Below are 25,137 nucleotides of genomic sequence, written 5' to 3' on the forward strand. Positions count from 1 at the left end.
CGCTTCGATCTCATCCTTCAGAACATCTCATCCTTCAGAACGGAGTTGGCAAACGTGTACATCAGACCGCTCGGCGCGCTGGAGAGGTATTACGTCAACAAGAACCTGTCGTTGAAACGGGCGGTCAGGGTTTCCGGCACCATCGACGCGGAGATCGCGGGTGACGCCTTCGTCGAGTTGCTGAGGGTGCACCCGATCCTGGCGGCGGTGGTCGCCCGCGTCGACGGTGACCCGGTTCTCGCACATCGCTCGAATCCTGCTGCGCACGTATCGATTCGAGAAGGTGATGTGGAGGAGTACCTGGACGCCGGTGCGGAATCGCTGGATACCGGGGAGGCCATCTGCCGCCTGGACATCGTCTCGTGCGGAGACGACCACGCGGTCGCGTTGACGGTGGCGCATTTCGCTGCGGACGCCCGCGCCTGCATCAAGTACCTGCGTGAGTTCTGGTCCATTTACACCGACCTCCACCACAACGGCCGTTCCCGCTGTGAGCGGGCCGTACAGGAGATTCCAGCGCCGCCCGAGAAGTGGCTGCGCATCGAGGACGCGCCCGAATTCAAGAAGCTCGAGGAGGATTTCGTCAATCCGGCCTCGCCGATGACCGGTGAGGCCAGCATCCGCCGACTGCTCCGGTTCAAACTCGACACCACGGAGACGGCGGCCCTGGTGACCGAGATGCGTCGACAGGACCGGAGCGTGCATTGTGCGCTCGCGGGTGCGGTACTGACCGCTGAGCGTGCGCTCATTCCCGAGCAGGGGGAACTGCCCATGTTGCTGCGTTCCTCGGTGGACGTACGGAACCGGCTCAGTCCTCAACTGGAGACCTTCGACGTCACAGCGATCCTCGGTCAGTCGATCGTCGGCGTGCGGGTCGGTGAGAAGGACGGTGTCCTGGATGTGGGTGACCAGGTGATGAAGGACATCCACGAGGGCATCGCCGACCGTTCCATCATCTATTCGAGCGTCGCCGAGACCACGGGTTTCCGTCCCCAGTGCTCCTACCTGGTGAACATCGGCAAGGTCGAGGGCTTCGAGAGCCCGAAGAACCTCACCATGGTGGACTTCCGCCCCGCGAACAGCGCCGGAACGGCGTACCGGGCGGCCACGTACCGCGCCTACTGCTTCCAGGGTGAGCTCACCGTGGACGTCTTCGCGCCGGCCAAGGGGATCACCCCCGATCTCCAGCAGAGCCTGCAGGACGACGTCCGGCGGCGCTTGGTCGGTGCCGCCGCTGTATGAGAAGACTCGGGAAGCTCAGCCCGCGCCTGGCGGCACAGTGGATCGTCTGCCTGGGAATCGCGATCGGTGCGGGATTCGCGCTGGACAGCAGGATCGGATGGTTGTTCGCCGGCATCGCCGGAGCCGGCCTGGTCTCGCTCTACACCGGGCGGTCGATGAGTCCGCCGAAGGTGATGCTCCGGCCCGCGCAGGGCATCATGGCGATGTCCTCCGGGGTCATCGTGATCTCGGCGGGACTGGGAGCGATCCCGACGAGCATCGCCGTCGCACTTCCGCCGGTTCTGCTGACCGTGGTGGTCAGCCTGCTCGGCGGACTGGCGGTGCGCTGGGTGCACCGTTCCACTGCGGTCCCCACCGCGCTCATCTCAGCGCTTCCGGGCGGCGCCACCGCGACCACCACGATGTCGAGCGAACTGCGGGGCGTCGATCACAGTTACATCGCCCTGGCGCAGTACGTCCGGCTGCTCCTGGTGGTGTTCACCCTGCCCGGAATCCTGTTGCTGCTGCAGCAGGGTGAGGTCGACGACGGTGGCGGTGGCCTTCCGACGCGGATGTTCAACACCTGGCAGGAGACGATCCTCATCGTCATCATCCTGGCGACCGGGGTGGCCGGACGGATCGGCTCGCCGGAGTTGTACTTCCTGACGCCGTTCGTGACCTCGATCGTGGTCGGCGCCGCCACCGGAACGGTGCCCATGCCGGGTGACGTCATCTCCACGTTCGCGTACCTCGTGATCGGTCTGCAAGCGGGCGGAATCCTCAAACGCCAACAGGTGCTGGGCTTCCTCAAGACCGCCCCCACCACGATCGCGGTGACCTTCGGGATCATCGGGATGTGTGTCGGGATCGCCTTCCTGATCTCGTACCTCACGTCGATCTCGGTGGCGGACGCGTATCTGGGCACCTCACCGGGCGGGATCTACGCCTCGGTCGCGGCGATCAACGCGACGGGCGCCGATCCGGCCGCGGCGATCATGCAGGTATTGCGGGTGTACGTATGCATCGGTGTGTTCCTGCTGATCGTGCGACTGGCGAAGCTGACGCCGGACCGGAAGAAGGTGCCGGCGGAATAGACCTTTCACGCACCGGGTTCCGTGATCGCAGGCCGATGTTCCCAGTGCGACCGTGCTGTCCAGCGTCCGTCCTGGCGGGTGATGGTGATCGGATGCTCGAAGGCGTGGCTGATCCGTTCGGTGGTCAGCACCTCGCCGACCGGTCCCGCCGCGGTGATCCGGCCGTCGCGGATCAGTACCGCGTGCGTGGTGGTCGCGGGGATCTCCTCCAGATGGTGGGTCACCAGGACCGAGGCCAGCTCGGGATGAGCGCGCCGAGCACCGTCGACGGCGGTCAGCAGTCGCTCGCGTGCGGCGAGATCGAGTCCGGTGGCCGGCTCGTCGAGCAGGAGGAGCGCAGGCTCGGCGATCAGTGCCCGGGCGATCAGGGCGCGACCGCGCTCACCATGAGAGAGCAAGGGCCACAACGACTCCGTGTGGCGTGTCATGCCGAGGGCGTCGATCAGTTCTTCCGCGCGTTCCCGCTGAGCCTGCGTGGGCCGCCACCGCGGCGGGAACTCGGGGGTGTTCGTGAGTCCGGTCAGCACCACGTCGCGCACGGTCAGCGGAACGTCGAGACGGTGGCGAGGATCCACGTGACCGATGTGTGTGCGCAGTTCCCGCATGTCCACCCGGCCCAGGCGCTTGCCCAGGACGTCGACGGTGCCGCGGGTGGGGTGCGTGACGGCACCGCACAGTCCGAGCAGCGTCGATTTGCCTGCGCCGTTGGCGCCGAGCAGGACCCAATGCTCGCCGCGGTGCACGGTCAATGACACCGCAGCGAGCAGTGGGCGGCCGTTGCGCACCAGGTCCACCTGCTCGATGCTCAGCACGGGCGGGCCGGGCTCTGCGGTCATCGTCATCCCTCCACTCGATGGATGAGACGACTCTATGACCTCCGGAGGTAGCGGCGCCGGTCAGGACCAGTGCGCCGACGATCTGGTGCCGAGCAGCGAACGGAACTGCTCGGTGGTGTTCGGCAGTAGCTCGCCGGTACCCCAGTCCACGATCACCCCGTACCGGCGCAGCAGGTCCATCGCATCCAGTTCGCCGCTGCGGTAGCGTTCGGCGATCTGCTGCGGATCACTGCTCAGCCAGCCGGCCCGCTGCCCGGAGATCTCCGCGCGCAGCGCAACGGTGGCGGCCTCATCCACTTCGTACTCGTCGATCTCGGGGTCGATCTCGGTGATCACCACACCGTAATCGCGAGCCGCCCGGTGAACCGAGACGTAACCGTCGATCACGTCCTCGAGGACCTGCGCGGGATCACGGGTCAGTGGGTCACCCAGTCCGCCACCGCCGGCCGAAGGCCGTTCGAAGGCGTCGCCCGCCTGGACCGGAACACTGGAGAAGACCGAGCCGAGGAACCGCTCATCAGGGGTGCCGCGGTTGAGCCACACGCCGTGCGGGATGGACGGCAGGCCACCGTCGATACCCCAGGTGACCGACCGCGACCGGTCACAGCAGTACGACATCACCGTGGTCTCGCAGTCGGTGAGCACCCCGCCCTTGCTGACCCCGCACCCGCCCCGATGTGCGCCCGGCCCACCGGAATCGGTGATGATCGCGTGTTCGGTGGTGAGCACCGGCGTCAGGCGCTCCTGCCCCTCGCAGGGCTGTACCGCCAGCCCCACGCCGAAGACCGGTGCGGTGGCGGTGGCGCCGTCCTTGGAACTGCGCCCGCCCCAGCCGCCGGCCATCCAGTCGTACCACATGAAGAAGGGGCGCTCGTCGCCTCGCGCGTCGCGGCCGCCCACCAGCAGGTACTCCAGGTTGAACGAGCATGCGATGGCTCGCTCCGGAACGATCTTCGACCACAATTCGAAGATCGCGTTCATGATCTTCTCGTAAGGCCCGGAACAGAATCCGGTCACTGCGACCGGCCAGCCGGCGTTGACCACGGTGCCCTCGGGTCCGAGCTCGGTGTGCACCGCGGCGTACAGTCCGGAGTTCAGCGGGACGTCGGGGAAGAACGTCTTGGTGCCGGCGACGATCCCGGAGAACGCGGTTCCGTAACCGCAATTGAGGAAGCTGGCCACCGCCGGGGCGCTCCCGCTCAGATCGTAGGAGAGCTGATCCCCCTCGATCTTCATGGTGACGCGGATCGGCACCAGACCTTCGGGCTTCGACGGGTCCGAGTCCAGGAAGTCCTCGGTGGTCCACTGGCCGTCGGGCAGTTCGGCGACCCGCTGCCGGACGATGCGCTCGACGTACGACTGCACCTCGTCCATCGCCTCGACCACGATCTCCCGACCGTACTTGCCCACCAGGCGGTGGATCTCGCGTTCGCACACCCCGGTCGCCTCGGACTGCGCGTGCAGATCGCCCATGCTGATCTCGGGGGAGCGGGTGTTGGCGACCAGCAGTTTCGCGACGTCCTGCAGGAAGCGGCCCTCGTGCCAGATCCGCACCGGGGTGATCCGCAGACCCTCCGCGAAATGCTCGGTGGCGGTCACGTCGAAGGAGCCGGGAACGCTGCCTCCGATATCGGCCCAGTGGCCCTTGTTCTGTGCGAAGGCGATGAGCACACCGTCGGCGAAGATCGGCCGCAGGAAGCTGACGTCGTTGAGGTGGGTGCCGCCACGGTAGGGATCGTTCACGGCGAAGACGTCACCGGGGTTGATGTCGTCCCCGAACTCCTCCAGCACCGCCTTGCACTGGAAGTGCAGTGTCCCCACGTGCACCGCGATGTCCTGACTGCCCTGCATCACGGTGTTGCCGCGCGCATCGCACAGCGCGGAGGAGAAATCGCGGCTGTAGATCACGAACGAGTAGCAGGTACGGAGGATCTGCTCACTCATCAGGTCGACGGAGGTGACGAAGGCGTTCTTGAGCACCTCGAAGGTGACCGGGTCGAGCCGGCGGTCTCGTGCGGCTTCCGGTGCGGGGGCGGGCTCGGTGATGGTCATGACTGCTCCTGGAGGATGTGGATGCGGAGGTTGCTCCAGCCGTCGACCACCGCCGTGGCCTCCGGCGGAACGACGGTGGTGGAGTCGAGTTGGTCGATGATCGCCGGTCCGGTCACGGTGTGCCCGGCGACCAGGTCGTCACGGTCGTAGACCGGGGTGTCGAGCCGGCCACCGTCCTCGAAGAACACCTGCCGGACGGTCATCGGCGAGGGCGGTGGGGCGTCGACGGTGTCGGTCTGCGGGAACGACGGCTTGGGCGTGGTCCCGATGGCGCGCAGGCTGATCTGGTAGATCTCCACCGGAACGTCGTCGCGGCGGAACGAGTAGTCCCGCTCGTGCTCCTGGTGGAAGCGCTCGACGGCGCGCTGCAGGAAGCCCTCCTCGCGGTCCACGGCCACCGTCAGCGAACGCCACTGGCCGGCGTAGCGCATGCTGATGGTGCGATCGAGCATCATCCGGTCGTCCGGGACGCCCTCGTGCCGGAGTCGTTCGAGCCCTTCCCGTTCGAGTCTGCTGTACTCGCTCTCCAGGTCCACCGGGTCGACCTCGGTGGCGACGTGCTGGTACATCGCCGACAGATCGTGCCGTACGTCCACCAGCAGGCAACCCTGCGCGGAGGTGATCCCCGGGTGCGGGGGCACGACCACCGTCGGGATGGACAGCTCCTTGGCAAGCGCGGCGCCGTGCAACGCGCCCGCGCCGCCGCACACCACGAGCACGAAATCTCGGGGGTCGTAGCCGCGGCGGATGGACAGCAGCCGCACCGCGTCGGCCATGTTCGCGTTCGCCACCTGCAGGATGTCCGAGGCCGCGGTGTCGTCGTCGATGCCGAGCGGTTCGCCGACCCCCCTGCGGATGGCGGCCCGCGCCGCCTCCACGTCCAGAGTCAGTTCGCCTCCGATGAGCGAGCCGCCGAGTCGGCCCAGCGACAGGTTCGCATCGGTGTTGGTGGGCTCGGCGCCGCCGCGTCCGTAGCAGGCCGGGCCGGGGTCGGCACCGGCCGATTGCGGCCCGTTGCGCAGGGATCCGGCCTCGTCGATCCAGGCCAGGGAGCCGCCGCCGGCACCCACGGTGAGTACCTCGATGCTGGGGAAGCAGATCGGGAAGCCGTACTCCACCTGCCACTGCTTGGTGGTGCGCACCTCGCCCTCGTAGACCAGGGAGATGTCGGTGCTGGTGCCGCCCATGTCCAGGCCGATCGCGTTCGGGTAGCCGCAGCGGTCGGCGATGTCGGCGACGGCGATCGCACCGGCCGCGATACCGGAGGCGGCCAGTCGCACCGGGTACTTGTCCACCATCGCCGGGGTCATGGAGCCGCCGCCGGAGTGCAGCAGCAACAGATCGCCCTGGTACCCGTCCGAGCGCAGTTCACCGTCGAGCCGATTGACGTAACCGCTGACCAGAGGCGCGAGCACCGCGTTGGCCACGGTGGTGGACATCCGTTCGTACTCGAAGATCTCCGGCAGGATCTCGCTGGACGTCGAGACGGTGACCCCGGGGATCTCCTCGAGGAGGATCTCGCGCATCCGGTTCTCATGGGCCGCGTTGACGTACGAGTTCATGAAGCACACCGCGATGGTCTGCACGTTCTTGCGCCGCAGTACCCGTGCCACCTCCCGTGCGGCGTCCTCGTCCAGCGGGGTGACGACGGTGCCCCGGTAGTCGATGCGTTCGGCGACCTCGTAACGGTTGCGGCGCTTGATGTACGGCGCGCTCACATCGGCGTAGGCGTCCCACAGCTCGTCCTTGGTGCCGTCGCGGATCTCGAGGACGTCGCGGAAACCCCGGGTGCACACCATTGCGGCCACCGGGAATCGCCGGGTGATCAGCGCATTGGTGGCCACGGTGGTGCCGTGGGAGAACAGTGCGACCTCGGTCAGGTCGATCCGCGCGGCCTGGACCCCGCTCACCACGGCCTCCATCGGGTCGTGCGGAGTGGAGGGGACCTTGGCCACGCGTGTGGTCTTGTCCCGCTCGTCGAAGATGCACACGTCGGTGAACGTGCCGCCGACGTCGACAGCGACACGCAACGATTTGAGGGCTGTGTCCTGGCTCATAGGGGCTCTCCTTGTTCGAGGTGAAGCCAAGTATTGAGCTGGGCCGATTCGCCCGCAATTGGTGAAGGTCACTATTCGGGATACAATTCTTGGACTTTTCACAAGTCACCGATCGGAGGTTCGCGTGGCGTTCGAACCACAGGAGGACGAGCTCCGCCTGGTCGATCTGCTCCTCGATCCGCAGCTGCGCCTGGAACTGGTCAGTGACTGCGATCCGCACCTCGTGGTCCGAGGAGCGCATGCGATCGAACTGATCCAGCCGGCCCGCTGGCTGCAACCGGGCACCGTCATGCTGACCACCGGGGCGGTGTTCGCGGCCGAGTCCGCGAATCCCGCGCAGCGATTCCGGGAACTCGTGCGCGAGCTCGTGGCGGCCGGAGTGGCGGGTCTGGGCTACGGCATCGGCGTGGCCACCGAGGACGTGCCGCGAGCGCTGGTCGACGAGGCCAGCCGGCACCATTTCGCGGTGTTCACCGTGCCCGCCGACGTGCCGTTCATGACGGTGATCGACAAGGTGGTCGAGCAGACCCGGACACCGGAGTCGATGTCACTGCGCCGGGCGCTGCAGATCCAGGACCAGCTGCTCGATGCGCTCTCCGCGGTGGCCCCGGAGCAGGAACTGGTCAGCCGTCTGGCGGGAATCCTGCGCAGCAGTGTGCTGCTCTACAACGAGGTCGGTGAGCTGGTGGCCTCCGCGGGCCGGGCTCCGGCGAACCTGATCCGCAGTCAGCTGCGCGGCGCGTCCGATCACCGGCGGTTCTCGGTGGGGAAGTGGCACATGATCGCGAATGCGATCGAGCCGGGCGGTGAGCCGCACTGGCTGGTGGTCGGCTCTACTCGGCACGAGCTCCCGGATGCCTTGGCGCGCACCACCGTCGAGGTGGCGGTGCGCCTGCTGAACGCGATCGAACGGTCCCGGTACCGGGCTGCGATCGAGAACCGTTCCCGGCAGGCCGCATTTGTGCACGCTCTCGCTGCAGGAGAGTTGATCGATCAATTCAGTGCCGAAACACACCTGGAGGCACTGCGATTCGGGCACCGTCCGCAATTGAGGCTGATGGTGATGCACGCCGGCGACGATTACGACGGAGGGCGCTGGCGCCGCCGCGCCGCGAGCGTCCTGGACGCGGTCGAGGACGATGTCGCCGATCTCGCGCGACTCACCCGGGCGCCGGTGATGTTCGCGCGCATCGACGACGAACTGGTCGGACTGATCCCCACCGATGTGCCCGCCGCGACCAGTTGGGCGCTGAACCTGCCGGAAACGGTGGTGTGCGGGTTCAGCGAGCGCTTCCGCGATGTGCACACCGGTCCGGCGCACCTGCGCAACGCACGCCGCGCGCTGCGCACCGCACGCACCAGGGGGCGCCGGTGGGTGGAGTTCGAATCGGTGGACCTCGCCGACTGGCTGCTCACCGGGCACGACCGGGCCACCACCGCCGCGAAGGCGCACGACCAACTCGCCCCCATCGCCGACGATCCGGATCTGATGGCGCTCCTGCGCACCTACTTCGATCAGCGGTTCAACGTCGCGACCACCGCGGAGCAGCTGGGTGTGCACCCGAATACGGTGCGCTACCGGCTCAAACGACTGGAGGAGCAGTTCGGTGATTCGCTGCGGTCACCGTCGCTGATCACCGCGCTGCATCTGAGCCTGGAGGTGCTCGCCTTGGAGGCGGCGCGACCGGCCGATTCCGCCGCGCGAGCGCCGTCGACTGATTGAATGGGGCATGACCTCGTGGGACCCGTCGCAGTACCTGCGTTTCGGTGGGCAGCGGACCCGGCCCTTCAGGGATCTGCTCGCCCGGATACCGGGGGAGGCGGACACCGTCGTCGATCTGGGCTGCGGGCCGGGCAACGATCTGCCGCCGCTGCGCGCCCGGTGGCCGCGGGCGCGGATACTCGGCGTCGATTCCAGTGAGCAGATGATCGAGCGGGCGCGCGCGGACAACCGCGATCCGCTCGCCGGTTACGAGCTGGGTGACGCGGCCGCGTGGCGGCCGGGGGCGGATCGTCCCGATGTGATCGTCTCCAATGCGATGTTCCAGTGGATCCCGGGACACCTGCGCCTGCTGCCGGAGATCGCCGACGGTGCCGTGCGCGCCTTCGCCTTCCAGGTTCCGGGCAATCAGGACGCGCCCTCGCACACACTGCTCGCCGGCCTCGCCGAACGGTACGGCGTCTCCGGCCACCGGGGCATCGACGTGCACAGTCCCACCGAGTATCTGGCCGCGCTCCAGCGTCCGGGCTGGACCGTCGATCTGTGGGAGAGCACGTACCTGCACGTACTGCCCGGTGAGGACGCCGTCTTCGAGTGGATCTCCGGTACCGGGGCCCGCCCGGTGCTGGCCGCGCTCGACGGTGACAGGCGTGCGGAGTTCGTCGCCGAGTACAAGGCGGCGCTCAATGCGGCGTACCCGCGTCAGGACTTCGGGACGGTGCTGCCCTTCCGCCGGGTCTTCGCGGTGGCGACCCGGATCTGAGTCGCACCGGTCCCGGGCCGGAACCGGGAGGATCGGGACCGATGACCCGACGAATGTCCCTGGCGGGCACCGTCGAACGGGGTGAGAGTGGGGTTGCGGGCACCTCGCCCGCGTCGTCCCGAGGAGTGCGTGATGGAGCGTTTCACAGCTGGAACAACCGTTCTCGACCGCGAGCAGGCGATGCAGCTGCTCAGCAGCAAGGACATCGGCCGGCTGGCGATCGCGCTGGAGGGGCAGGTCGAGATCTTCCCGGTGAACTACGTGCTCTCCGAGACGGAGAACATCCTGTTCAGAACCGGGCCCGGTAGCAAGCTCGCGTCCGTCGTGGTGGCCGGTGAGGTGGCCTTCGAGGTCGACGAACTCGCCGGTGACCAGGCCTGGAGCGTCATCGTCCGCGGCCCGGCCCGGGTACGCACCGACTCGTCCGCGCTGTCGGTCACCGATTCGCTGTCGCTGCATCCGTTCGTCGACGACGGGAAGTACGAGGTCGTGGAGATCATGGCCGAGCGAGTCACCGCACGCGGATTCGGGCGTACCACGTCCTGATCGTCCGGGACATCTCTCAGGACCTTTGACGGTGCCGCGGGAGCCGTCCTACCGCGACCATCATCGACATGGATGGTGGAACCAAAACGACGGTGCAGCCGACTCCCGCGCCCGCCGGGGAGTTGCGCGCGCAGCGCCCGACGCCCCCGCGGGGCCGGCCGATAGGCGGCTGGATCCGCGACATCGTGGTCACGACCGACCACAAGACGCTGGGCATCATGTACATCGTCACGTCGATGACGTTCTTCTTCATCGGCGGCCTGATGGCGCTGATCATGCGCGGAGAGCTCGCCGAGCCGGGATTGCAGTTCCTGTCCACCGAGCAGTTCAACCAGCTGTTCACCATGCACGGCACGGTGATGCTGCTGCTGTACGCGACGCCGATCGCCTACGGCTTCGCCAATTACCTGGTGCCGCTGCAGATCGGCGCCCCCGACGTCGCCTTCCCGCGGCTCAACGCGTTCGGCTATTGGCTGTACCTGTTCGGCGGACTGATCGCCTCGTCCGGGTTCATCGTGCCCGGCGGCGCAGCGGATTTCGGCTGGACCGCGTACACGCCGCTCTCGGACGCCGCGCACTCGCCCGGTGTCGGTGGTGACCTGTGGCTGATGGGCCTGACGGTCGGTGGCCTCGGGACGATCCTCGCCTCGGTGAACATGGTCACGACCATCGTCTGCATGCGGGCACCGGGACTGACCCTGTTCCGGATGCCGATCTTCACCTGGAACATCTTCGTCGTCACTCTGCTGGCGCTGCTGATCTTCCCGCTGCTGGCCTCGGCCCTGATCGGTCTGGAAGTGGACCGCCAATTCGGCTCGCACCTGTTCGATCCGGCCAATGGTGGTGCGATCCTGTGGCAGCACCTGTTCTGGTTCTTCGGTCACCCCGAGGTGTACGTGCTGGCACTGCCGTTCTTCGGGATCGTCTCGGAGATCTTCCCGGTGTTCAGCCGGAAGCCGATCTTCGGTTACAGCGGCCTGGTGCTCGCCACCCTCGCGATCGCCGCGATCTCGATGGCGGTGTGGGCGCACCACATGTACGCCACCGGCGCGGTGCTGCTGCCCTTCTTCAGCTTCATGACCTTCCTGATCGGTGTGCCCACCGGCGTGAAGTTCTTCAACTGGCTGGGCACGATGTGGAAGGGGCACATCACCTTCGAATCGCCGATGCTGTTCTCGATCGGCTTCATCGTGACATTCCTGTTCGGCGGTCTGACCGGCGTGCTGCTGGCCTCCCCGCCGCTGGACTTCGCGGTCTCCGACACCTACTTCGTGGTGGCGCACTTCCACTACACGCTGTTCGGCACCATCGTGTTCGCGGCCTTCGCGGGCATCTACTTCTGGTTCCCCAAGGCCACCGGCCGGATGCTGGACGAGGGCCTGGCGCGCTGGCACTTCTGGCTGACCTTCGTCGGCTTCCACGCCACGTTCCTGGTGCAGCACTGGCTGGGCGCAGAGGGCATGCCGCGTCGCTACGCCGACTACCTGACCACCGACGGCTTCACCACGCTGAACCGGATCTCGACAGTGGGTGCGCTCGTCCTGGGCATCTCCACACTGCCGTTCATCTGGAACGTGATCCGCAGCTACCGCTACGGCGAAGTGGTCACCTGCGACGATCCGTGGGGCTTCGGTAACAGCCTGGAGTGGGCCACCAGCTGCCCGCCGCCGCGGCACAACTTCACCGAGTTGCCGCGCATCCGCTCCGAGCGCCCCGCGTTCGAGTTGCACTACCCGCACATGGTGGAGCGGATGCGTGCGGAGAAGCACAGTTCCGGATAGAGCCGCCCATGCGCCAGTGAAAGTCGCAGAATCCCGCCCTATGAAGCCGGATTCGGCTTCATAGGAGGGAAACCCGCCATAATCACAGCTACTGCTCCCAAACGCCGCACGCTAAGCTACCGCTCATGACCTACGGAACCCTGATCCTGCTCCGTCACGGCCAGAGTGAGTGGAACGCGTCCAACCAGTTCACCGGCTGGGTCGACGTCGCCCTCACCGAGACCGGCCGCGCTGAGGCCGAGCGGGGTGGTGAGCTGCTCAAGGAGAACGGCCTGCTCCCGGACGTGGTGTACACCTCGCTGCTGCGCCGCGCCATCACCACCGCGAACATCGCCCTCGATGCCGCTGACCGGCACTGGATCCCGGTGGTCCGCGACTGGCGGCTCAACGAGCGGCACTACGGCGCGCTGCAGGGGCTGAACAAGGCCGAGACCAAGGAGAAGTACGGCGACGAGCAGTTCATGCTCTGGCGACGCAGCTACGACACCCCGCCGCCGGCGATCGACCCGGCCGGCGAGTACAGCCAGACCGAGGACCCGCGGTACGCGCTGCTGCCGCAGGTCCCGCTCACCGAGTGCCTGCTCGACGTGGTCAAGCGATTCGTGCCCTACTACCAGGCCGTGATCGAGCCGCAGCTCGCGCAGGGCCGCACGGTGCTGGTCGCCGCGCACGGCAACTCGCTGCGGGCCCTGGTCAAGCACCTCGACGGCATTTCGGACACCGATATCGCGGCATTGAACATCCCCACCGGCATCCCGCTGACCTACACCTTCAACGAGGACGGCAGCGTCGCCGACCCGGGCGGAACCTACCTCGACCCGGAGGCGGCCGCGGCCGGTGCCGCGGCGGTCGCCAACCAGGGCAAGTAGCCGCGCTGGGGTGGTACCGAGCGTTTCGGTACCACCCCTCAGTATTTCCACAGCCTCCGGAGCCCGGCAGGGGATAATCTGGCTCACATGGCTGACGTGACTGTGACCCACTCTCCGCAGGAGGAGCGCTACGTCCTGACCGTGGACGGGGCGCAGGCGGGCTATCTGGACTACCTCGACGAGGTGGATGTGCGGCTGCTGACCCACACCGTGGTGCACGAGGCCCACGCCGGGAACGGGTACGCCGCGGTGCTCACCAAGGCCGCTCTCGACGACGTCCGCGACTCCGGTAAGCGGGCCCGCGCGGTCTGCTCGTACGTCGCCAATTACGTCACCAAGCACCCCGAGTACGCCTCCGTTGTCGAGGTGGCCGCCGACCGGTAACCCGCAGTTCACCGATTGTTCCCGATGTGAAGAATCGGTCTCGCGCGTGGTTACACTGACCACGTGACTGTGGTCCTCTGTGTGGCGTCCGCGCTGGTGGGCGTCCTCATCGGGTGGTTCGCCCGGCGAGTGCGGCGACGCGTGATCGCCCCCGTGGTCACCGGCCCCACCCGGATGACGGTGGCCCAATTGCAGCGGGCCGTTATCCGAGATTCCCCGACCGGCCTGGTGGTGGTCGACCGCTTCCGTGACGTGATCCTGTGCAACAACCGCGCCGAGGAGTTCTCCCTGGTGCGGGAGCAGTTGCTGGACGACCGGGTGTGGGACGCGGTCCACCGCGCATTCGACCGCTCCGAGCCGGGCACCGTCGAACTGACCGTCACCCGCCGGTCCGACCGCGCGAGCATCGCGGTGCGCTGCCGCGTGGAACTGATCGACGGTGCCGAGCCCGGCGAGCGGTACGCGGTGGTCTACGCCGACGACGACACCGAGAACCAGCGCATGGAGGCGACCCGGCGCGATTTCGTCGCCAACGTCTCGCACGAACTCAAGACGCCGGTGGGTGCGATCGGCCTGCTCTCGGAGGCCCTGCTGGAATCGGTCGACGATTCGGAAGCGGTGCAGCACTTCGGCTCCCGTGTCCTGGTCGAATCGACCCGGATGGGCAACATGGTCAACGAGCTGATCGCGCTCTCCCGGCTCCAGGGCGCCGAGAAGCTGCCGGACCTGGGGCGAGTGGACGTCGACGACGTGGTCGGCGAGGCGGTGGCGCGGGCGCAGGTGTCCGCCGAGGCGAGCAACATCTCGCTGATCGTCGACGCCCCTTCCGGCCTGGAGATCCGCGGCGAGGACACGCTGCTGCTGACCGCCCTGTCCAACCTGATCGCCAACGCGATCGCGTACTCGCCGAAGAACACCCAGGTCTCGATCAGCCGCCGCCGCCGCGAGCAGGACGGTGTCGCCTGGGTGGAGATCGCGGTCACCGACCGGGGCATCGGCATCGCCCCCGAAGACCAGGAGCGCGTTTTCGAGCGCTTCTTCCGCGTCGACAAGGCGCGGTCGAGGATGACGGGCGGAACCGGACTCGGTCTCGCCATCGTCAAGCACGTCGCCGCCAACCACGGCGGCACCATTAAGCTCTGGAGCAAACCGGGGATGGGTTCGACCTTCACGCTGGTACTACCGGCGCCGGCCGAGCCCGCCGCGTCCGCTGCCGAGCTCGAGGACCACAGTGAGGATGTACTGCGGTGACACACGTACTGATCGTCGAAGACGAGGAGTCGCTGGCCGACCCGCTCGCGTTCCTGCTCCGCAAGGAGGGCTTCGAGACCACGGTGGTGGGCGACGGGGCCGAGGCGCTGCGGCACTTCGACTCGACCGGCGCCGACATCGTGCTGCTCGACCTGATGCTGCCCGGCATGAGCGGCACCGACGTGTGCAAGCAGTTGCGCGCACGGTCCTCGGTGCCGGTCATCATGGTCACCGCACGTGACAGCGAGATCGACAAGGTGGTCGGTCTCGAACTCGGCGCCGACGACTACGTCACCAAGCCGTACTCGGCGCGTGAGCTGATCGCCCGCATCCGCGCGGTGCTCCGTCGCGGGGTGGACAGCGCCGCCGTCGACGGCATCGACGACGGCGTCCTCGAGGGCGGCCCGGTGCGGATGGACGTCGAGCGGCACGTGGTCACCGTCGGAGGCGAGTCGGTGACGCTGCCGCTCAAGGAGTTCGACCTGCTCGAATACCTGCTCCGCAACAGCGGCCGGGTGCTCACCCGCGGTCAGTTGATCGACCGGGTGTGGGGCGCCGACTACGTGGGCGACACCAAGACCCTCGACGTGCACGTCAAGCGCCTGCGCAGCAAGATCGAGGCCGATCCGGCGAACCCGAAGCACCTGGTCACCGTGCGCGGCCTCGGTTACAAGCTCGAACCCTAGGCCGGCCGGCTACAGCTCGACGTACTTCATGTCGAAGGACTGCTTGTCACCGGCGGCTTCGGCGGCGACGGTGGCCGGGTGGACGGCGACGATCCGGTCCCGTCGGGCCTCGCACTCGCGGGCCAGCGCCGCATAGGCGGGCTCGCCGAGCAGTTCGGTGAGCTCGGGCGCGTAACTCTGCCAGACCTGCTGCGCACCGACGTGCGCCTCCGGGGAACCGGAGCAGTACCACTGCAGGTCCAGCCCGCCGGCACCCCAGCCGCGCCGGTCGTACTCGGTGATGACGGTCTTGAGGATCTGCTCGCCGTCCGGCCGGTCCACCCACTCCTGGGTGCGCCGCACCGGCAGCTGCCAGCACACATCGGGTTTGACGGTCAGCGGTTCCACCCCGGTGCGCAGCGCCATCGCGTGCAGCGCGCACCCGGCGCCGCCCGGGAAACCCGGACGGTTGAGGAAGATGCAGGCACCGTCGAACCTGCGGGTCCGGACGGCGGGTTCGTCATCGAGATCGTCCTCCTCCAGGTACCCCTTCTTCCCGGTTCCCTTGCCGCGGAACTGCCAGTCGTCGTCGGTGAGCTTGGCCACGGCCTTCTTGAGCCGCTTGCGGTCGTCGGCGTCGGAGAGGAACGCACCGTGACTGCAACAGCCGTCGGTCTCCCGCCCCGGTTCGATGCCGTGACACGAGGCGGTACCGAACATGCACGTCCAGGACGAGAGCAGCCAGGTCAGATCGGCGGCGATCAGATGCGCCGGATCGGCCGGGTCGGTGAACTCCAGCCACTCGCGCGGGAAGTCCAGCGGCACTTCTGCAACGGGGGGCCGCATGCCGGGCATCGGAAGGTCGGTCACACCTTTCACGGTAGCCCGGTCTAGATTGACAGCGTGAGATTGGGAGTCCTCGACATCGGGTCCAATACCGTGCACCTGCTGGTGGTGGACGCCCACTGGGGTGCACATCCGACCCCGATGAGCTCCACCAAGGCCACGCTGCGCCTGGCCGAGAAGATCGAGCCCAGCGGACGGCTCAGCAAGGCGGGCGAAGACGCGCTGGTCGACTCGGTGGAGGAGTTCACCAAGATCGCCCGGAGCTCCGGCTGCGCCGAGGTGATGGCTTTCGCCACCTCCGCGGTCCGCGACGCCAGCAACACCGACACCGTGCTCGCGCACGTCAAGGACGCCACCGGGGTGGACGTCGAGGTGCTCTCCGGCGTGGACGAGTCCCGCCTGACCGCGCTCGCGGTACGCCGTTGGTACGGCTGGAGCGTGGGCCGGGTGCTCAACATCGACATCGGCGGCGGCTCGCTGGAACTGAGCAACGGCGTCGACGAGGAACCCGACGTCGCGCTCTCCCTGCCGCTGGGCGCCGGACGGCTCACCCGCGAGTGGCTGCCCGACGATCCGCCCGGCCGCCGGCGGGTCGCCATGCTGCGGGACTGGCTCGACGCGGAGATCGCACCGGCCGCGGCGCGGCTCGGTGCGGCCGGCACCCCCGACCTGGTCGCCGGGACGTCGAAGACGATGCGCACCCTCGCCCGGCTCACCGGTGCGGCACCGTCGTCCGCGGGTCCGCGCGCCAAACGCGTTCTGACGGCCAGCAGTCTGCGGCAGCTGATCGGGTTCATCAGCCGGATGACGGTCTCCGACCGCAAGGAACTCGAAGGCCTCAGCTCCGATCGGGCCGGGCAGATCGTGGCCGGCGCCCTGGTCGCGGAGGCCGCGATGCGGGCGATGGACGTCGAGGCGGTCAACATCTGCCCGTGGGCGCTGCGGGAGGGCGTGATCCTGCGGTATCTGGACACGCAGGCCGGATTCACGCCCGAGAACGGCACCAAACCGCAATAGCAAGCTGGGTAATATGGCGGGTCGCCGCGCGCGCCGGTTCGGGCATGTAGCGGTGAAGACGTAGCATTTACCAGGACCACATAATCCACAGGACGGTGACTTGCATGAGTGACGAGCGCATCTCGGTGGCGGAGCTGCTCGCCCGGGGTGGCGGAGCAACGCCCCCGGCAGGTGGCCGCCGTCGACGGCATCGCGGTGGCGAGAACTCGATCACCGTCGCCGAACTGACCGGTGAGATCCCCGTCGTCCGCGACGACGCGCCCGAGCCCGGTACGGCAGCGGAGGCCGCCGAGCCGTCCACGACGGAGCAGGCCGCTGCGTCGGCGCAGCAGTCCACCGAGGCGTCGCGGCCGGCCGAGTCCGGGCAGCGGGCGGAGACGGTGCAGTCCCCGGAGCCCGCGCCGGGCACCGACGATGACGGCGACGCCGACGAGGACGCCCCGGTGACCTCGTCGTTCCTGGCCGCCGCGGTGGAGGACGTCCGCTCGGATGAGCCGATCGAGGCCGAGGTGGTGGAGGCTGAGGTGGTGGAGGCCGAGCCGACCGCGGCTCAGCCGGTCCAGGACGTGCGCGAGAACGCCTCCGACGCCGCCGGCGACGGTGAGATCGACGCCGACGACCCGCGCCTGCAGGCCGACCGCAACACCCGTGAGGCCCACACCGAGGCCAATTACGCCTGGTCGAAGTGGGACCGGGACCAGCCGCCGGTGATGGCGACCGCCGACTTCAACACCGCTCAGGTCCGTGAGCGCCAGGCCCGGTTCGCCGAGGCCGACGCCGAGGACACCGTCGACGTGGCGCCGGTGAGCGCCGCCGATCTCGACTCCGACGCGCGTGACGGCGCTGCGGCGACCGGCACCGCCGCCCTGGACACCCGCGCCGAGGCGCGCGCGGCGCGAACCGGTGCCGACCGGCTCGACGGTGCCGAAGATGCCGATACCGCCGACACAGGGGACCGGTTCGACGGGGCCGACGGCGACGAGGTGGAGACCAAGCGCGGACGCGGCCAGGGCTGGCTCGCGCTGATCGCCGAGGTGGTCCTGGGCCTGGCCGCCGGAGCCGGCATGTTCTACGGCTTCTTCAAGCTGTGGAACTGGGGCGGCGGCACCTGGACCATCGCGCTGACCGTGGTGCTGGCCTTCGTCGTGATCATCGCGATCGTGACCTTCACCCACTACCTGCGCAAGTCCACCGACTACCTGACCCTCGGATTGGCGCTCCTGGTCGGACTGGTGATCACCTTCGGCCCGCTGCTGATGGCACTGGCGACGGGACCCGGTACGAACTGAGTACGCTCGTTCCCGTGACCGGGATCGAGGTGGGACTGTCCACGGCCTCGGTCTACCCGGAGAAGCTCGAATCGGCTTTCCGGTACGCGGCCGAGACCGGCTACGACGGTGTCGAGCTGATGGTCTGGCACGAATCGGCCAGTCAGGACATCGCAGCGGTGGCCGGGCTGTCCATGCGCTACGACATGCCCGTGCTCTCGGTGCACGCCCCGTGCCTGTTGATCAGTCAGCGCGTGTGGGGCAGCGATCCGATGGCCAAGCTCGGCCGCGCCGTGACCGCCGCGGAGGACCTGGGGGCGCGCACCGTCGTGGTGCACCCCCCGTTCCGGTGGCAGCGGCGCTATGCCGAGCACTTCGTGGATCTGGTCAACGAGCTCGAGGACGACAGCGACGTCGCGGTCGCCGTCGAGAACATGTTCCCGATGCGGCTGGACGCCTTCTTCGGCCGTCGCGGCGAATCCGTGGAACGGCTCAAACGCCGCGGCAGCCCGGGGGCAGCGGTCTCGGCCTTCGCACCGTCGATCGACCCCACCGATGTGGGATACGCGAACTACACCCTGGACCTGTCCCACACCGCGACCGCCGGTGTCGATGCGCTCGCCCTGATGGACCGGATGGGTGACGGGCTGCGGCACCTGCACCTGACCGACGGGCTCGGCGCCGCCGTCGACGAGCATCTCGTGCCGGGCCGCGGCACCCAGCCCTGTGCCGAGGTGTGCCGGCGGCTCGCAGCGCGCGGCTTCGACGGGCAGGTGATCCTGGAGATCGCGACCGGCTCGGCGAAATCGCCCGAGGAACGCTCTGCCATGCTCACTGAGGCGTTGGAGTTCGCGCGGGAGAACCTGCGCGTCGAACCGGACGCCTGACGGACAAGGAGACCGACGGATGCCACTGTTCTCCGATCTCGTCGCGCTGACCGCGACCGACGGCGGCTACCTCGCCGAGATCGACCCCACCTGGTCCGTGGGGAGCAAGGTGCACGGTGGTGCCCTGCTCGCCGTGATGGCCTCGGCGGCGCAGGCCGCCTATCACGACGACCCCGGCGCCGATCCGGAACAGGCCGCGGTGGTGGTCTCCGCCGAGTACCTCGGAGCGCCGGACCCGGGAACCGTCGAACTGCGCACCACGGTCCGCAAGCGAGGCCGCACCACTTCGGTGATCGGTGTCGAGGCCGTGCAGGGGGAGCGCGTCTACGTTCAGGCCGCGGTCACGCTGGCCCGCCGCGACGACGGTGACGAGCTCTACACCGAGCCGACCCCGCTGGAGACGATGCCGCCGACCCCGCCGCCGGACGCGCTGGCCTGGGACCCCGAGCATCCGATGGCGAGGATCTTCAAAGTCGGCCGGGTGGTGGAGGTGTGTTACGACGCGCAGACCGTGCCGGTGATCGAGGGCCGTACCGGGCCGGCCGAGACCCGCGGCTGGGTGCGGCTGCGGAAGGAGCCCGTCTCCGCGTTGTTCGCGCTGCTCGCCACCGACATCTCCCTGCCGGTGGTGGCCAACCGCGGACTGGTCGGCTGGGCGCCCACCCTGACCCTCACCGCCTCGGTGCGCCGCACCCCGCAGCCGGGCTGGCTGCGCTTCCGGGCCGACGCGCCGATCATCGGCGGCCGGTTCTTCGAGGAGGATCACCTGCTGATCGACGAGGCGGGGCACGTGGTCGCGACGTCGCGGCAGCTCGCGATGGTGCCGGCCGGCCCACGCTGACCGCGCTCGGCGGACCTGCACCTACACCCACCGACCAACCCGTACCAACTGTCCTGCTACCCGTCCTGAAGGAGCGACATGAGCGAGAACATCACACTGATCGGCGGCGGGCGGATCGGCGAGGCCCTGCTCGGAGGGCTGATCGCGGCCGGCCGTGAACCGTCCGCGCTGACCGTCGTCGAACCGCACGCCGGCCGCGCCGGTGAACTCTCCGAGCGGTACGGCATCGGTGCGGTCGGCACCGTCGCCGAGGGCGTTCCGGCTGCCGACCTGGTGGTGATCGCCGTCAAACCCGATGTGGTCGGGGTGATCCTGCCGGAGGTGGCCGAATCGCTGCGCGCGGGTGCGGTGGTGGCCTCGGTGGCGGCCGGCGTCCCGACGACGGTGTACGAGGCCGCGCTCCCGGCGCGCACACCGGTGGTGCGGGTGATGCCGAACACCGCGATGCTGGTGGGGAAGTCGATGAGCGGGATCTCCGGTGGCCGGGACGCCTCCGAGAAGGATCTGGCGCTGGTCCGCGCGGTGATGGAGGCGGTGGGACTGGCGTTGGTGGTGCCCGAGTCCAAGCTCGATGCGCTGACCGCGCTGTCCGGTTCCGGGCCGGCGTACGTCTTCCTGGTGGCCGAGGCGATGATCGACGCCGGGGTGGATCTGGGACTGACCCGGGAGCAGGCCACCACCCTGGCGACCAACACGATCGCAGGTGCAGGTGCACTAATGGTTGAGACTTCGAGCTCGCCGACGGAGCTGCGTGCGGCAGTGACTTCTCCCGGCGGCACGACTGCGGCCGCGATCCGCGTGCTGGAGAAAAATGGCCTGCGACCTGCGTTTTACGACGCGACTCGGGCCTGTGCGGAGCGTTCGGCCGAACTCGGACGGCTCTCCTAGAACCTTCGGTTAGCTCACTCCCGTCGCATTATTCCCATTGGTACCGCTAAGCTGCTCAAAGCACGTGCGTGTCAGGTCCGCCGGAGGGGAAGCCGGCGGCGCGACATGTGCCGGAGGTTAGGGATTTCATGGCGTCTGCAAACAAGAACAGCAAGCCCGCCGACATCGGTACCGGTGGCCAGTCACAGCCGGCGGCAGCCGGTTCGTCGTTCCTGACGGTGGCCGAGGTCGCCACCCTCATGCGGGTGTCGAAGATGACGGTCTACCGCCTGGTGCACAACGGCGAGCTCCCCGCGGTGCGCGTGGGCCGGTCGTTCCGGGTCCACGAGAAGGCAGTGCACGACTACCTCCAGACCTCGTTCTTCGACGCGGGATAAGTCCCGGGTCGAGGCAGGGAGTCGTGGCCGATCCCGGGCGGATTTCGCCAGGACGGCTGCGGCGAGTAAGGTAGAAGCCTGCTGCGTGGACGCGGGGCTCTTTTCGTACCCGGCCGCCGCGCACGAAGATGGCAACTCGATAGAGAGACGTGAACAACCCATGGGTTCAGTGATCAAGAAGCGCCGCAAGCGCATGTCGAAGAAGAAGCACCGCAAGCTGCTCCGCCGCACCCGGGTGCAGCGTAGGAAACTCGGCAAGTAGGCCTTCCGGTCACACTTTCATGAGAACCCGTCCGGTCCCGGGCGGGTTCTCGTGTTTTCCGGCTACCCTTCAGTAATGAGTGATTCGGGGAGCGCGCCACGTGTCGTCATGGTGACCGGCGCCTCCACGTTCGTGGGCGGCTACCTGGTGCGCCGCCTCGCCCAGCGTCCCGACATCGAGCGCGTGATCGGCGTCGACGCCGTGCCGCCCACCAAGACCATGCACCGTCGGATGGAGCCCGCGGAGTTCATCCGGGTCGACTACCGCAGCCACGTCTTCGGCAAGATCATGGCCACCAACGAGGTGGACACCGTGATCCACTGCTCCACCTCGGTGATCGACAACCACTTCCCGTCGGCCTCCACCAAGGACGCGATCGTCTTCGGTTCCATGCGGGTCTTCGCCGCCTGCCAGAAGTCCGAGACGGTCAAGCGGGTGGTGATGCGCTCCTCCACCCAGGTCTACGGCTCGAAGGCGCGCAACTCCGCATTGATCCCCGAGGATCAGGTCAGCGGTGTCGGAGCGAGTGGGCACCCGCGTGACCTGCTCGACGCCGAGGCCTACGCCCGCAGCATGGCGCGCCGCCGCCCGGACATCGCGCTCACCATCCTGCGCCTGGCCCCGATCCTGGGTCCGAACCTGGAGACCCTGCTGCGTTCACTGTTCGAGCGCCCGGTGGTGCCCACCTTGATCGGCCGTGACGCCCGCCTGCAGTTCCTGCACCAGGACGACGCGCTGGGTGCGCTGGTGCACTCGGTGGTCGCCGGACGGCCCGGAACCTTCAACATCGCCGGTGACGGTGCCATCTCCATGTCGCAGGCGATCCGGCTGGCCGGGCGGCTGCCGCTGCCGGTGATCGCGCCGGCCTTCGGGCCGGCGGTGGCCGCGCTTCGCGGTCGCGGCGCCAGCACCACCACCAAGTTCCAGCTGGAGTACCTGACCTTCGGCAACGCCTTCGACACCTCGCGGATGCGTCGCGAGTTCGGTTTCGAGCCCGTGTACAGCACGCGACAGACGATGGAAGACGTCGCCCGCCGTCGGCCGCCAGAACCTACAATCGGTGTGGACTCGATCGTGGGAGTCGAGCAGCGGGTCGCCTCATTGGCGCGGCGGCTGGCAGGTATCGGCTCCGAGTACGGCACGGCTGGACGGTAGGCCCATGAGCAATGTTCCCGGTTCACAGAACGCGAAGGTGTTGCAGCTACCCGTTTCCATCGACACCGCGCGCACTGCCAGTGGGCGCGAGCGTGCCCAGCAGCGGCACCCGTCCTCACTGACGTCGAACGCTGCACCGTCGGCGCGCGAGCCGCAGGCCACCGTCCACGCGCTGAACCCGGACTACCTGCCGCCGATCGCCCCCGCGGAGCCCGGTGTGGGCTGGCGCGAGCGCACGGCGGAATCGGTGATCGACGGCGCGGCCTTCGTGCGTGAGCGGCTGACCGGCGATTACGACGTCGACCAGTTCGGATTCGATCCGCACCTGACCGATTCGGTGCTGCTTCCAGTGCTCCGCCCGGTCTACGACAAGTGGTTCCGAGTGGACACCACCGGCATCGAGAACCTGCCCCGCGAGGGCGGTGCGCTGCTGGTGGCCAACCACTCCGGGGTGATCCCGTTGGACGGCCTGATGACCGCCGTCGCGGTGCACGATCAGCACGCGGACAACCGGCACCTGCGCCTACTGGCCGCGGATCTGGCCTTCGAGTACCCGTTCGTGGGGGAGATGGCCCGCAAGATCGGCGCCACCGTCGCCTGCAACTCCGACGCCGAGGCGCTGCTCACCCGCGGTGAGCTGGTCGCGGTGTGGCCGGAGGGTTTCAAGGGGATCGGCAAGCTGTACCGGGACCGGTACAAGCTGCAGCGTTTCGGTCGCGGTGGGTTCGTGACCTCCGCGATCCGTGCCGGGGTGCCGATCATCCCGGTGTCCATCGTGGGTGCCGAGGAGACCTACCCGATGCTGGCGGATGTGAAGCCGGTGGCGCGCCTGTTGGGCCTGCCGTACGCGCCGATCACGCCGCTGTTCCCCTGGCTCGGTCCCCTGGGCATGATCCCGCTGCCGTCGAAGTGGCACATCGAGTTCGGTGAGCCGATCTCCACCGAGCAGTACTCGCAGGCCGACGCCGACGATCCGATGGTGGTCTTCGAGCTCACCGACAACGTCCGCGAGACGATTCAGCAGTCGCTCTACCGCGTGCTGGCCCGCCGCAAGAACATCTTCCAGGACTACTGACGGGCCTCCCGCCACCGTGCGGTGCGGCTCAGTCCTCGCTGAAGTGCTTGATGAGCGCGGCGGCACCACCGAGGGCCGCGCCGACGCCCAGTGCGGTGGGGACTCCGATCTTCGCGGCCTTACGACCGGTGCGGTAGTCGCGGATCTCCCAGCCGCGCACCCGCGCCACGTCCCGCAGATCGGAATCGGGGTTGATCGCCACCGCCGTCCCGACCAGCGAGAGCATCGGGACGTCGTTGTGCGAGTCGCTGTAGGCGGTGCAGCGCTTGAGGTTCAGTCCCTCACGGATCGCCAGTGATCGCACCGCGTGTGCCTTGCCCAGTCCGTGCAGGATGTCGCCGACCAGTTTGCCGGTGAACACGCCGTCCTGCGATTCGGCGACGGTGCCCAGCGCGCCGGTCAGCCCCAGCCGGTCCGCGATGGTCTGCGCCAGCTCGACCGGGGTGGCCGTCACCAGCCACACCTGCTGGCCTGCGTCGAGGTGCATCTGCGCCAGTGCGCGGGTCCCGGGCCAGATCTTGTCGGCGATCATCTCGTCGTAGATCTCCTCACCGACGGCCTTGAGCTCATCGGTGGAACGGCCGGCGATGAACGAGAGTGCCTTCTCCCGGCCGGCGGCCACGTCGTCGCTGTTCTCCTTGCCGGTGAGTCGGAACTTCGCCTGCGCCCACACCGCGGACGCCAGATCGGAGTAGCTGAAGTAGTTCCGGGCGGCCAGACCACGGGCGAAGTGCACGATCGACGCGCCCTGCACCATGGTGTTGTCCACGTCGAAGAAGGCCGCGGCCGTCAGATCCGGCGGGACCACCTCGTCCCGTGGCCCCTCCTTCTCACGCAGGAGGGAGTGGGCGGCGTCGGCGCTCGCCTCGCCCGCCGCGCTCTGCCGGAGTTCATCGGCGCTGGCCTGCTCGGACAAGGGCACCTCCCACTTGCACGTGATCTCCCTCAACCTTAGCCCCCGCCGGGGTGCGACACTGAGGCACATGGCTGCCATCACACTGCTCACCCGCGAAGGCTGCGGGATGTGCACCCGGGCCCACGAGGAACTGCTCGCGCTGCACGCCGAACTCGATTTCGAATACGCCATCGCGGACGTTGACGCACCGGGCAACACCGAGCTCCGCGGCGAGTACGGGGACATGCTGCCGGTGGTCCTGCTCGACGGTGAGCAGCACAGCTATTGGGAGGTCGACATCGCCCGTCTGCGGGCCGATATCGGGGCCTCGGGGTCCGCTCGGGAGTAAAGGTGAGGCTTCGCGTGTTTTCCCATTCCAGGGCACGC

The 25,137-nt window shown here is 68.2% G+C and carries 25 protein-coding genes; 20 read left to right on the top strand and 5 right to left on the bottom strand.

Annotated elements, in window-relative coordinates; translation table 11 throughout:
* The first annotated feature begins 54 nt into the window (after positions 1-54).
* Together ACYVHG_RS09270 and ACYVHG_RS09275 are read left to right on the top strand one after the other, a co-directional pair.
* Entirely contained in the window at positions 55-1,242 is a 1,188-nt protein-coding gene (locus ACYVHG_RS09270) for a phthiocerol/phthiodiolone dimycocerosyl transferase family protein (protein ID WP_461167159.1), read from the top strand.
* Positions 1,239-2,315: an AbrB family transcriptional regulator gene (locus ACYVHG_RS09275; protein ID WP_461167160.1), complete on the top strand. Its 1,077-nt coding sequence runs from the start codon at positions 1,239-1,241 to the stop codon at positions 2,313-2,315. The genes ACYVHG_RS09270 and ACYVHG_RS09275 overlap by 4 nt, the downstream gene beginning before the upstream one ends.
* 5 nt (positions 2,316-2,320) lie before the next feature.
* On the opposite strand, the gene ACYVHG_RS09280 is transcribed toward ACYVHG_RS09275, so the two are convergent.
* Genes ACYVHG_RS09280 through ACYVHG_RS09290 form a run of 3 tightly spaced genes read right to left on the bottom strand, consistent with a single transcriptional unit; the run spans position 2,321 to position 7,260 of the window.
* Entirely contained in the window at positions 2,321-3,151 is an 831-nt protein-coding gene (locus tag ACYVHG_RS09280) for an ABC transporter ATP-binding protein (protein ID WP_461167161.1), read from the bottom strand.
* 60 nt (positions 3,152-3,211) lie between these two features.
* Positions 3,212-5,203 carry a hydantoinase B/oxoprolinase family protein gene (locus ACYVHG_RS09285; RefSeq protein ID WP_461167162.1) on the bottom strand — a complete coding sequence of 664 codons (1,992 nt, stop codon included), beginning with the start codon at positions 5,201-5,203 and terminating at the stop codon, positions 3,212-3,214.
* Complete coding sequence (locus tag ACYVHG_RS09290) at positions 5,200-7,260, bottom strand: hydantoinase/oxoprolinase family protein (protein ID WP_461167163.1); 2,061 nt, start codon at positions 7,258-7,260, stop codon at positions 5,200-5,202. The genes ACYVHG_RS09285 and ACYVHG_RS09290 overlap by 4 nt, the downstream gene beginning before the upstream one ends.
* Positions 7,261-7,384: 124 nt before the next feature.
* Here ACYVHG_RS09290 and ACYVHG_RS09295 point away from each other — a divergent pair, with 124 nt between their 5' ends.
* The 8 genes from ACYVHG_RS09295 to ACYVHG_RS09330 all read left to right on the top strand — a co-directional run bounded on the left by ACYVHG_RS09295 (position 7,385) and on the right by ACYVHG_RS09330 (position 15,260).
* Complete coding sequence (locus ACYVHG_RS09295) at positions 7,385-8,983, top strand: PucR family transcriptional regulator (protein WP_461167164.1); 1,599 nt, start codon at positions 7,385-7,387, stop codon at positions 8,981-8,983.
* A 7-nt stretch (positions 8,984-8,990) separates the two neighbouring features.
* Complete coding sequence (locus ACYVHG_RS09300; protein ID WP_461167165.1) at positions 8,991-9,743, top strand: methyltransferase domain-containing protein; 753 nt, start codon at positions 8,991-8,993, stop codon at positions 9,741-9,743.
* Positions 9,744-9,875: 132 nt separating this feature from the next.
* On the top strand, positions 9,876-10,289 hold the full coding sequence (locus ACYVHG_RS09305) for a pyridoxamine 5'-phosphate oxidase family protein (RefSeq protein ID WP_461167166.1): 414 nt from the start codon (positions 9,876-9,878) through the stop codon (positions 10,287-10,289).
* A gap of 68 nt (positions 10,290-10,357) precedes the next feature.
* Positions 10,358-12,070 (top strand): aa3-type cytochrome oxidase subunit I, encoded by a 1,713-nt coding sequence (gene ctaD / locus ACYVHG_RS09310; RefSeq protein ID WP_461167167.1) that lies wholly within the window; start codon positions 10,358-10,360, stop codon positions 12,068-12,070.
* Between the two features lie 125 nt (positions 12,071-12,195).
* Positions 12,196-12,939 carry a phosphoglyceromutase gene (locus ACYVHG_RS09315; RefSeq protein WP_461167168.1) on the top strand — a complete coding sequence of 248 codons (744 nt, stop codon included), beginning with the start codon at positions 12,196-12,198 and terminating at the stop codon, positions 12,937-12,939.
* Between the two features lie 87 nt (positions 12,940-13,026).
* On the top strand, positions 13,027-13,323 hold the full coding sequence (locus ACYVHG_RS09320) for a GNAT family N-acetyltransferase (RefSeq protein ID WP_461167169.1): 297 nt from the start codon (positions 13,027-13,029) through the stop codon (positions 13,321-13,323).
* A gap of 63 nt (positions 13,324-13,386) precedes the next feature.
* Positions 13,387-14,574, top strand: a complete 1,188-nt coding sequence (locus ACYVHG_RS09325; RefSeq protein ID WP_461167170.1) for a sensor histidine kinase — start codon at positions 13,387-13,389, stop codon at positions 14,572-14,574.
* Positions 14,571-15,260 carry a winged helix-turn-helix domain-containing protein gene (locus ACYVHG_RS09330; RefSeq protein ID WP_461167171.1) on the top strand — a complete coding sequence of 230 codons (690 nt, stop codon included), beginning with the start codon at positions 14,571-14,573 and terminating at the stop codon, positions 15,258-15,260. Before ACYVHG_RS09325 ends, ACYVHG_RS09330 begins: the two co-directional genes overlap by 4 nt.
* A 9-nt stretch (positions 15,261-15,269) precedes the next feature.
* On the opposite strand, the gene ACYVHG_RS09335 is transcribed toward ACYVHG_RS09330, so the two are convergent.
* Complete coding sequence (locus tag ACYVHG_RS09335; RefSeq protein WP_461167638.1) at positions 15,270-16,094, bottom strand: hypothetical protein; 825 nt, start codon at positions 16,092-16,094, stop codon at positions 15,270-15,272.
* A 48-nt stretch (positions 16,095-16,142) separates the two neighbouring features.
* Between ACYVHG_RS09335 and ACYVHG_RS09340 the strand changes: the two genes are divergently transcribed.
* From ACYVHG_RS09340 to ACYVHG_RS09380, 9 genes are all read left to right on the top strand, one after another.
* A complete protein-coding gene (locus ACYVHG_RS09340; RefSeq protein WP_461167172.1) occupies positions 16,143-17,102 on the top strand; it encodes a Ppx/GppA family phosphatase in 960 nt (319 codons plus the stop codon).
* Positions 17,103-17,206: 104 nt separating this feature from the next.
* Entirely contained in the window at positions 17,207-18,391 is a 1,185-nt protein-coding gene (locus ACYVHG_RS09345) for a hypothetical protein (protein WP_461167173.1), read from the top strand.
* A gap of 14 nt (positions 18,392-18,405) precedes the next feature.
* A complete protein-coding gene (locus ACYVHG_RS09350; RefSeq protein ID WP_461167174.1) occupies positions 18,406-19,257 on the top strand; it encodes a sugar phosphate isomerase/epimerase family protein in 852 nt (283 codons plus the stop codon).
* Between the two features lie 19 nt (positions 19,258-19,276).
* The gene (locus ACYVHG_RS09355) at positions 19,277-20,098 is read left to right on the top strand and encodes a thioesterase family protein (RefSeq protein ID WP_461167175.1); all 822 of its coding nucleotides are present in this window, start codon (positions 19,277-19,279) and stop codon (positions 20,096-20,098) included.
* A 78-nt stretch (positions 20,099-20,176) separates the two neighbouring features.
* A complete protein-coding gene (gene proC / locus ACYVHG_RS09360; protein WP_461167176.1) occupies positions 20,177-20,986 on the top strand; it encodes a pyrroline-5-carboxylate reductase in 810 nt (269 codons plus the stop codon).
* A gap of 128 nt (positions 20,987-21,114) precedes the next feature.
* Positions 21,115-21,363: a helix-turn-helix domain-containing protein gene (locus ACYVHG_RS09365; RefSeq protein ID WP_461167177.1), complete on the top strand. Its 249-nt coding sequence runs from the start codon at positions 21,115-21,117 to the stop codon at positions 21,361-21,363.
* A 160-nt stretch (positions 21,364-21,523) separates the two neighbouring features.
* Complete coding sequence (locus ACYVHG_RS09370) at positions 21,524-21,625, top strand: 30S ribosomal protein bS22 (RefSeq protein ID WP_003402602.1); 102 nt, start codon at positions 21,524-21,526, stop codon at positions 21,623-21,625.
* A gap of 75 nt (positions 21,626-21,700) precedes the next feature.
* On the top strand, positions 21,701-22,780 hold the full coding sequence (locus ACYVHG_RS09375; protein WP_461167178.1) for an NAD-dependent epimerase/dehydratase family protein: 1,080 nt from the start codon (positions 21,701-21,703) through the stop codon (positions 22,778-22,780).
* A 4-nt stretch (positions 22,781-22,784) separates the two neighbouring features.
* Positions 22,785-23,855, top strand: a complete 1,071-nt coding sequence (locus ACYVHG_RS09380; protein ID WP_461167179.1) for a lysophospholipid acyltransferase family protein — start codon at positions 22,785-22,787, stop codon at positions 23,853-23,855.
* 28 nt (positions 23,856-23,883) lie between these two features.
* Here ACYVHG_RS09380 and ACYVHG_RS09385 read toward each other — a convergent pair whose 3' ends face one another.
* A complete protein-coding gene (locus ACYVHG_RS09385) occupies positions 23,884-24,771 on the bottom strand; it encodes an HAD family hydrolase (protein WP_461167639.1) in 888 nt (295 codons plus the stop codon).
* 67 nt (positions 24,772-24,838) lie between these two features.
* Between ACYVHG_RS09385 and ACYVHG_RS09390 the strand changes: the two genes are divergently transcribed.
* Complete coding sequence (locus tag ACYVHG_RS09390; protein WP_461167180.1) at positions 24,839-25,099, top strand: glutaredoxin family protein; 261 nt, start codon at positions 24,839-24,841, stop codon at positions 25,097-25,099.
* Positions 25,100-25,137: the final 38 nt, after the last annotated feature.

The sequence above is a fragment of the Tsukamurella serpentis genome (genome assembly GCF_054780975.1).

Coding starts and splice junctions, on each gene's coding strand:
- ACYVHG_RS09275 (WP_461167160.1), top strand. CDS start 1,239: ATGAGAAGACTCGGGAAGCTCAGCCCGCGCCTGGCGGCACAGTGGATC.
- ACYVHG_RS09280 (WP_461167161.1), bottom strand. CDS start 3,151: ATGACCGCAGAGCCCGGCCCGCCCGTGCTGAGCATCGAGCAGGTGGAC.
- ACYVHG_RS09285 (WP_461167162.1), bottom strand. CDS start 5,203: ATGACCATCACCGAGCCCGCCCCCGCACCGGAAGCCGCACGAGACCGC.
- ACYVHG_RS09290 (WP_461167163.1), bottom strand. CDS start 7,260: ATGAGCCAGGACACAGCCCTCAAATCGTTGCGTGTCGCTGTCGACGTC.
- ACYVHG_RS09300 (WP_461167165.1), top strand. CDS start 8,991: ATGACCTCGTGGGACCCGTCGCAGTACCTGCGTTTCGGTGGGCAGCGG.
- ACYVHG_RS09305 (WP_461167166.1), top strand. CDS start 9,876: ATGGAGCGTTTCACAGCTGGAACAACCGTTCTCGACCGCGAGCAGGCG.
- ctaD (WP_461167167.1), top strand. CDS start 10,358: ATGGATGGTGGAACCAAAACGACGGTGCAGCCGACTCCCGCGCCCGCC.
- ACYVHG_RS09315 (WP_461167168.1), top strand. CDS start 12,196: ATGACCTACGGAACCCTGATCCTGCTCCGTCACGGCCAGAGTGAGTGG.
- ACYVHG_RS09320 (WP_461167169.1), top strand. CDS start 13,027: ATGGCTGACGTGACTGTGACCCACTCTCCGCAGGAGGAGCGCTACGTC.
- ACYVHG_RS09335 (WP_461167638.1), bottom strand. CDS start 16,094: ATGCCCGGCATGCGGCCCCCCGTTGCAGAAGTGCCGCTGGACTTCCCG.
- ACYVHG_RS09345 (WP_461167173.1), top strand. CDS start 17,207: ATGAGTGACGAGCGCATCTCGGTGGCGGAGCTGCTCGCCCGGGGTGGC.
- ACYVHG_RS09355 (WP_461167175.1), top strand. CDS start 19,277: ATGCCACTGTTCTCCGATCTCGTCGCGCTGACCGCGACCGACGGCGGC.
- proC (WP_461167176.1), top strand. CDS start 20,177: ATGAGCGAGAACATCACACTGATCGGCGGCGGGCGGATCGGCGAGGCC.
- ACYVHG_RS09365 (WP_461167177.1), top strand. CDS start 21,115: ATGGCGTCTGCAAACAAGAACAGCAAGCCCGCCGACATCGGTACCGGT.
- ACYVHG_RS09370 (WP_003402602.1), top strand. CDS start 21,524: ATGGGTTCAGTGATCAAGAAGCGCCGCAAGCGCATGTCGAAGAAGAAG.
- ACYVHG_RS09375 (WP_461167178.1), top strand. CDS start 21,701: ATGAGTGATTCGGGGAGCGCGCCACGTGTCGTCATGGTGACCGGCGCC.
- ACYVHG_RS09380 (WP_461167179.1), top strand. CDS start 22,785: ATGAGCAATGTTCCCGGTTCACAGAACGCGAAGGTGTTGCAGCTACCC.
- ACYVHG_RS09390 (WP_461167180.1), top strand. CDS start 24,839: ATGGCTGCCATCACACTGCTCACCCGCGAAGGCTGCGGGATGTGCACC.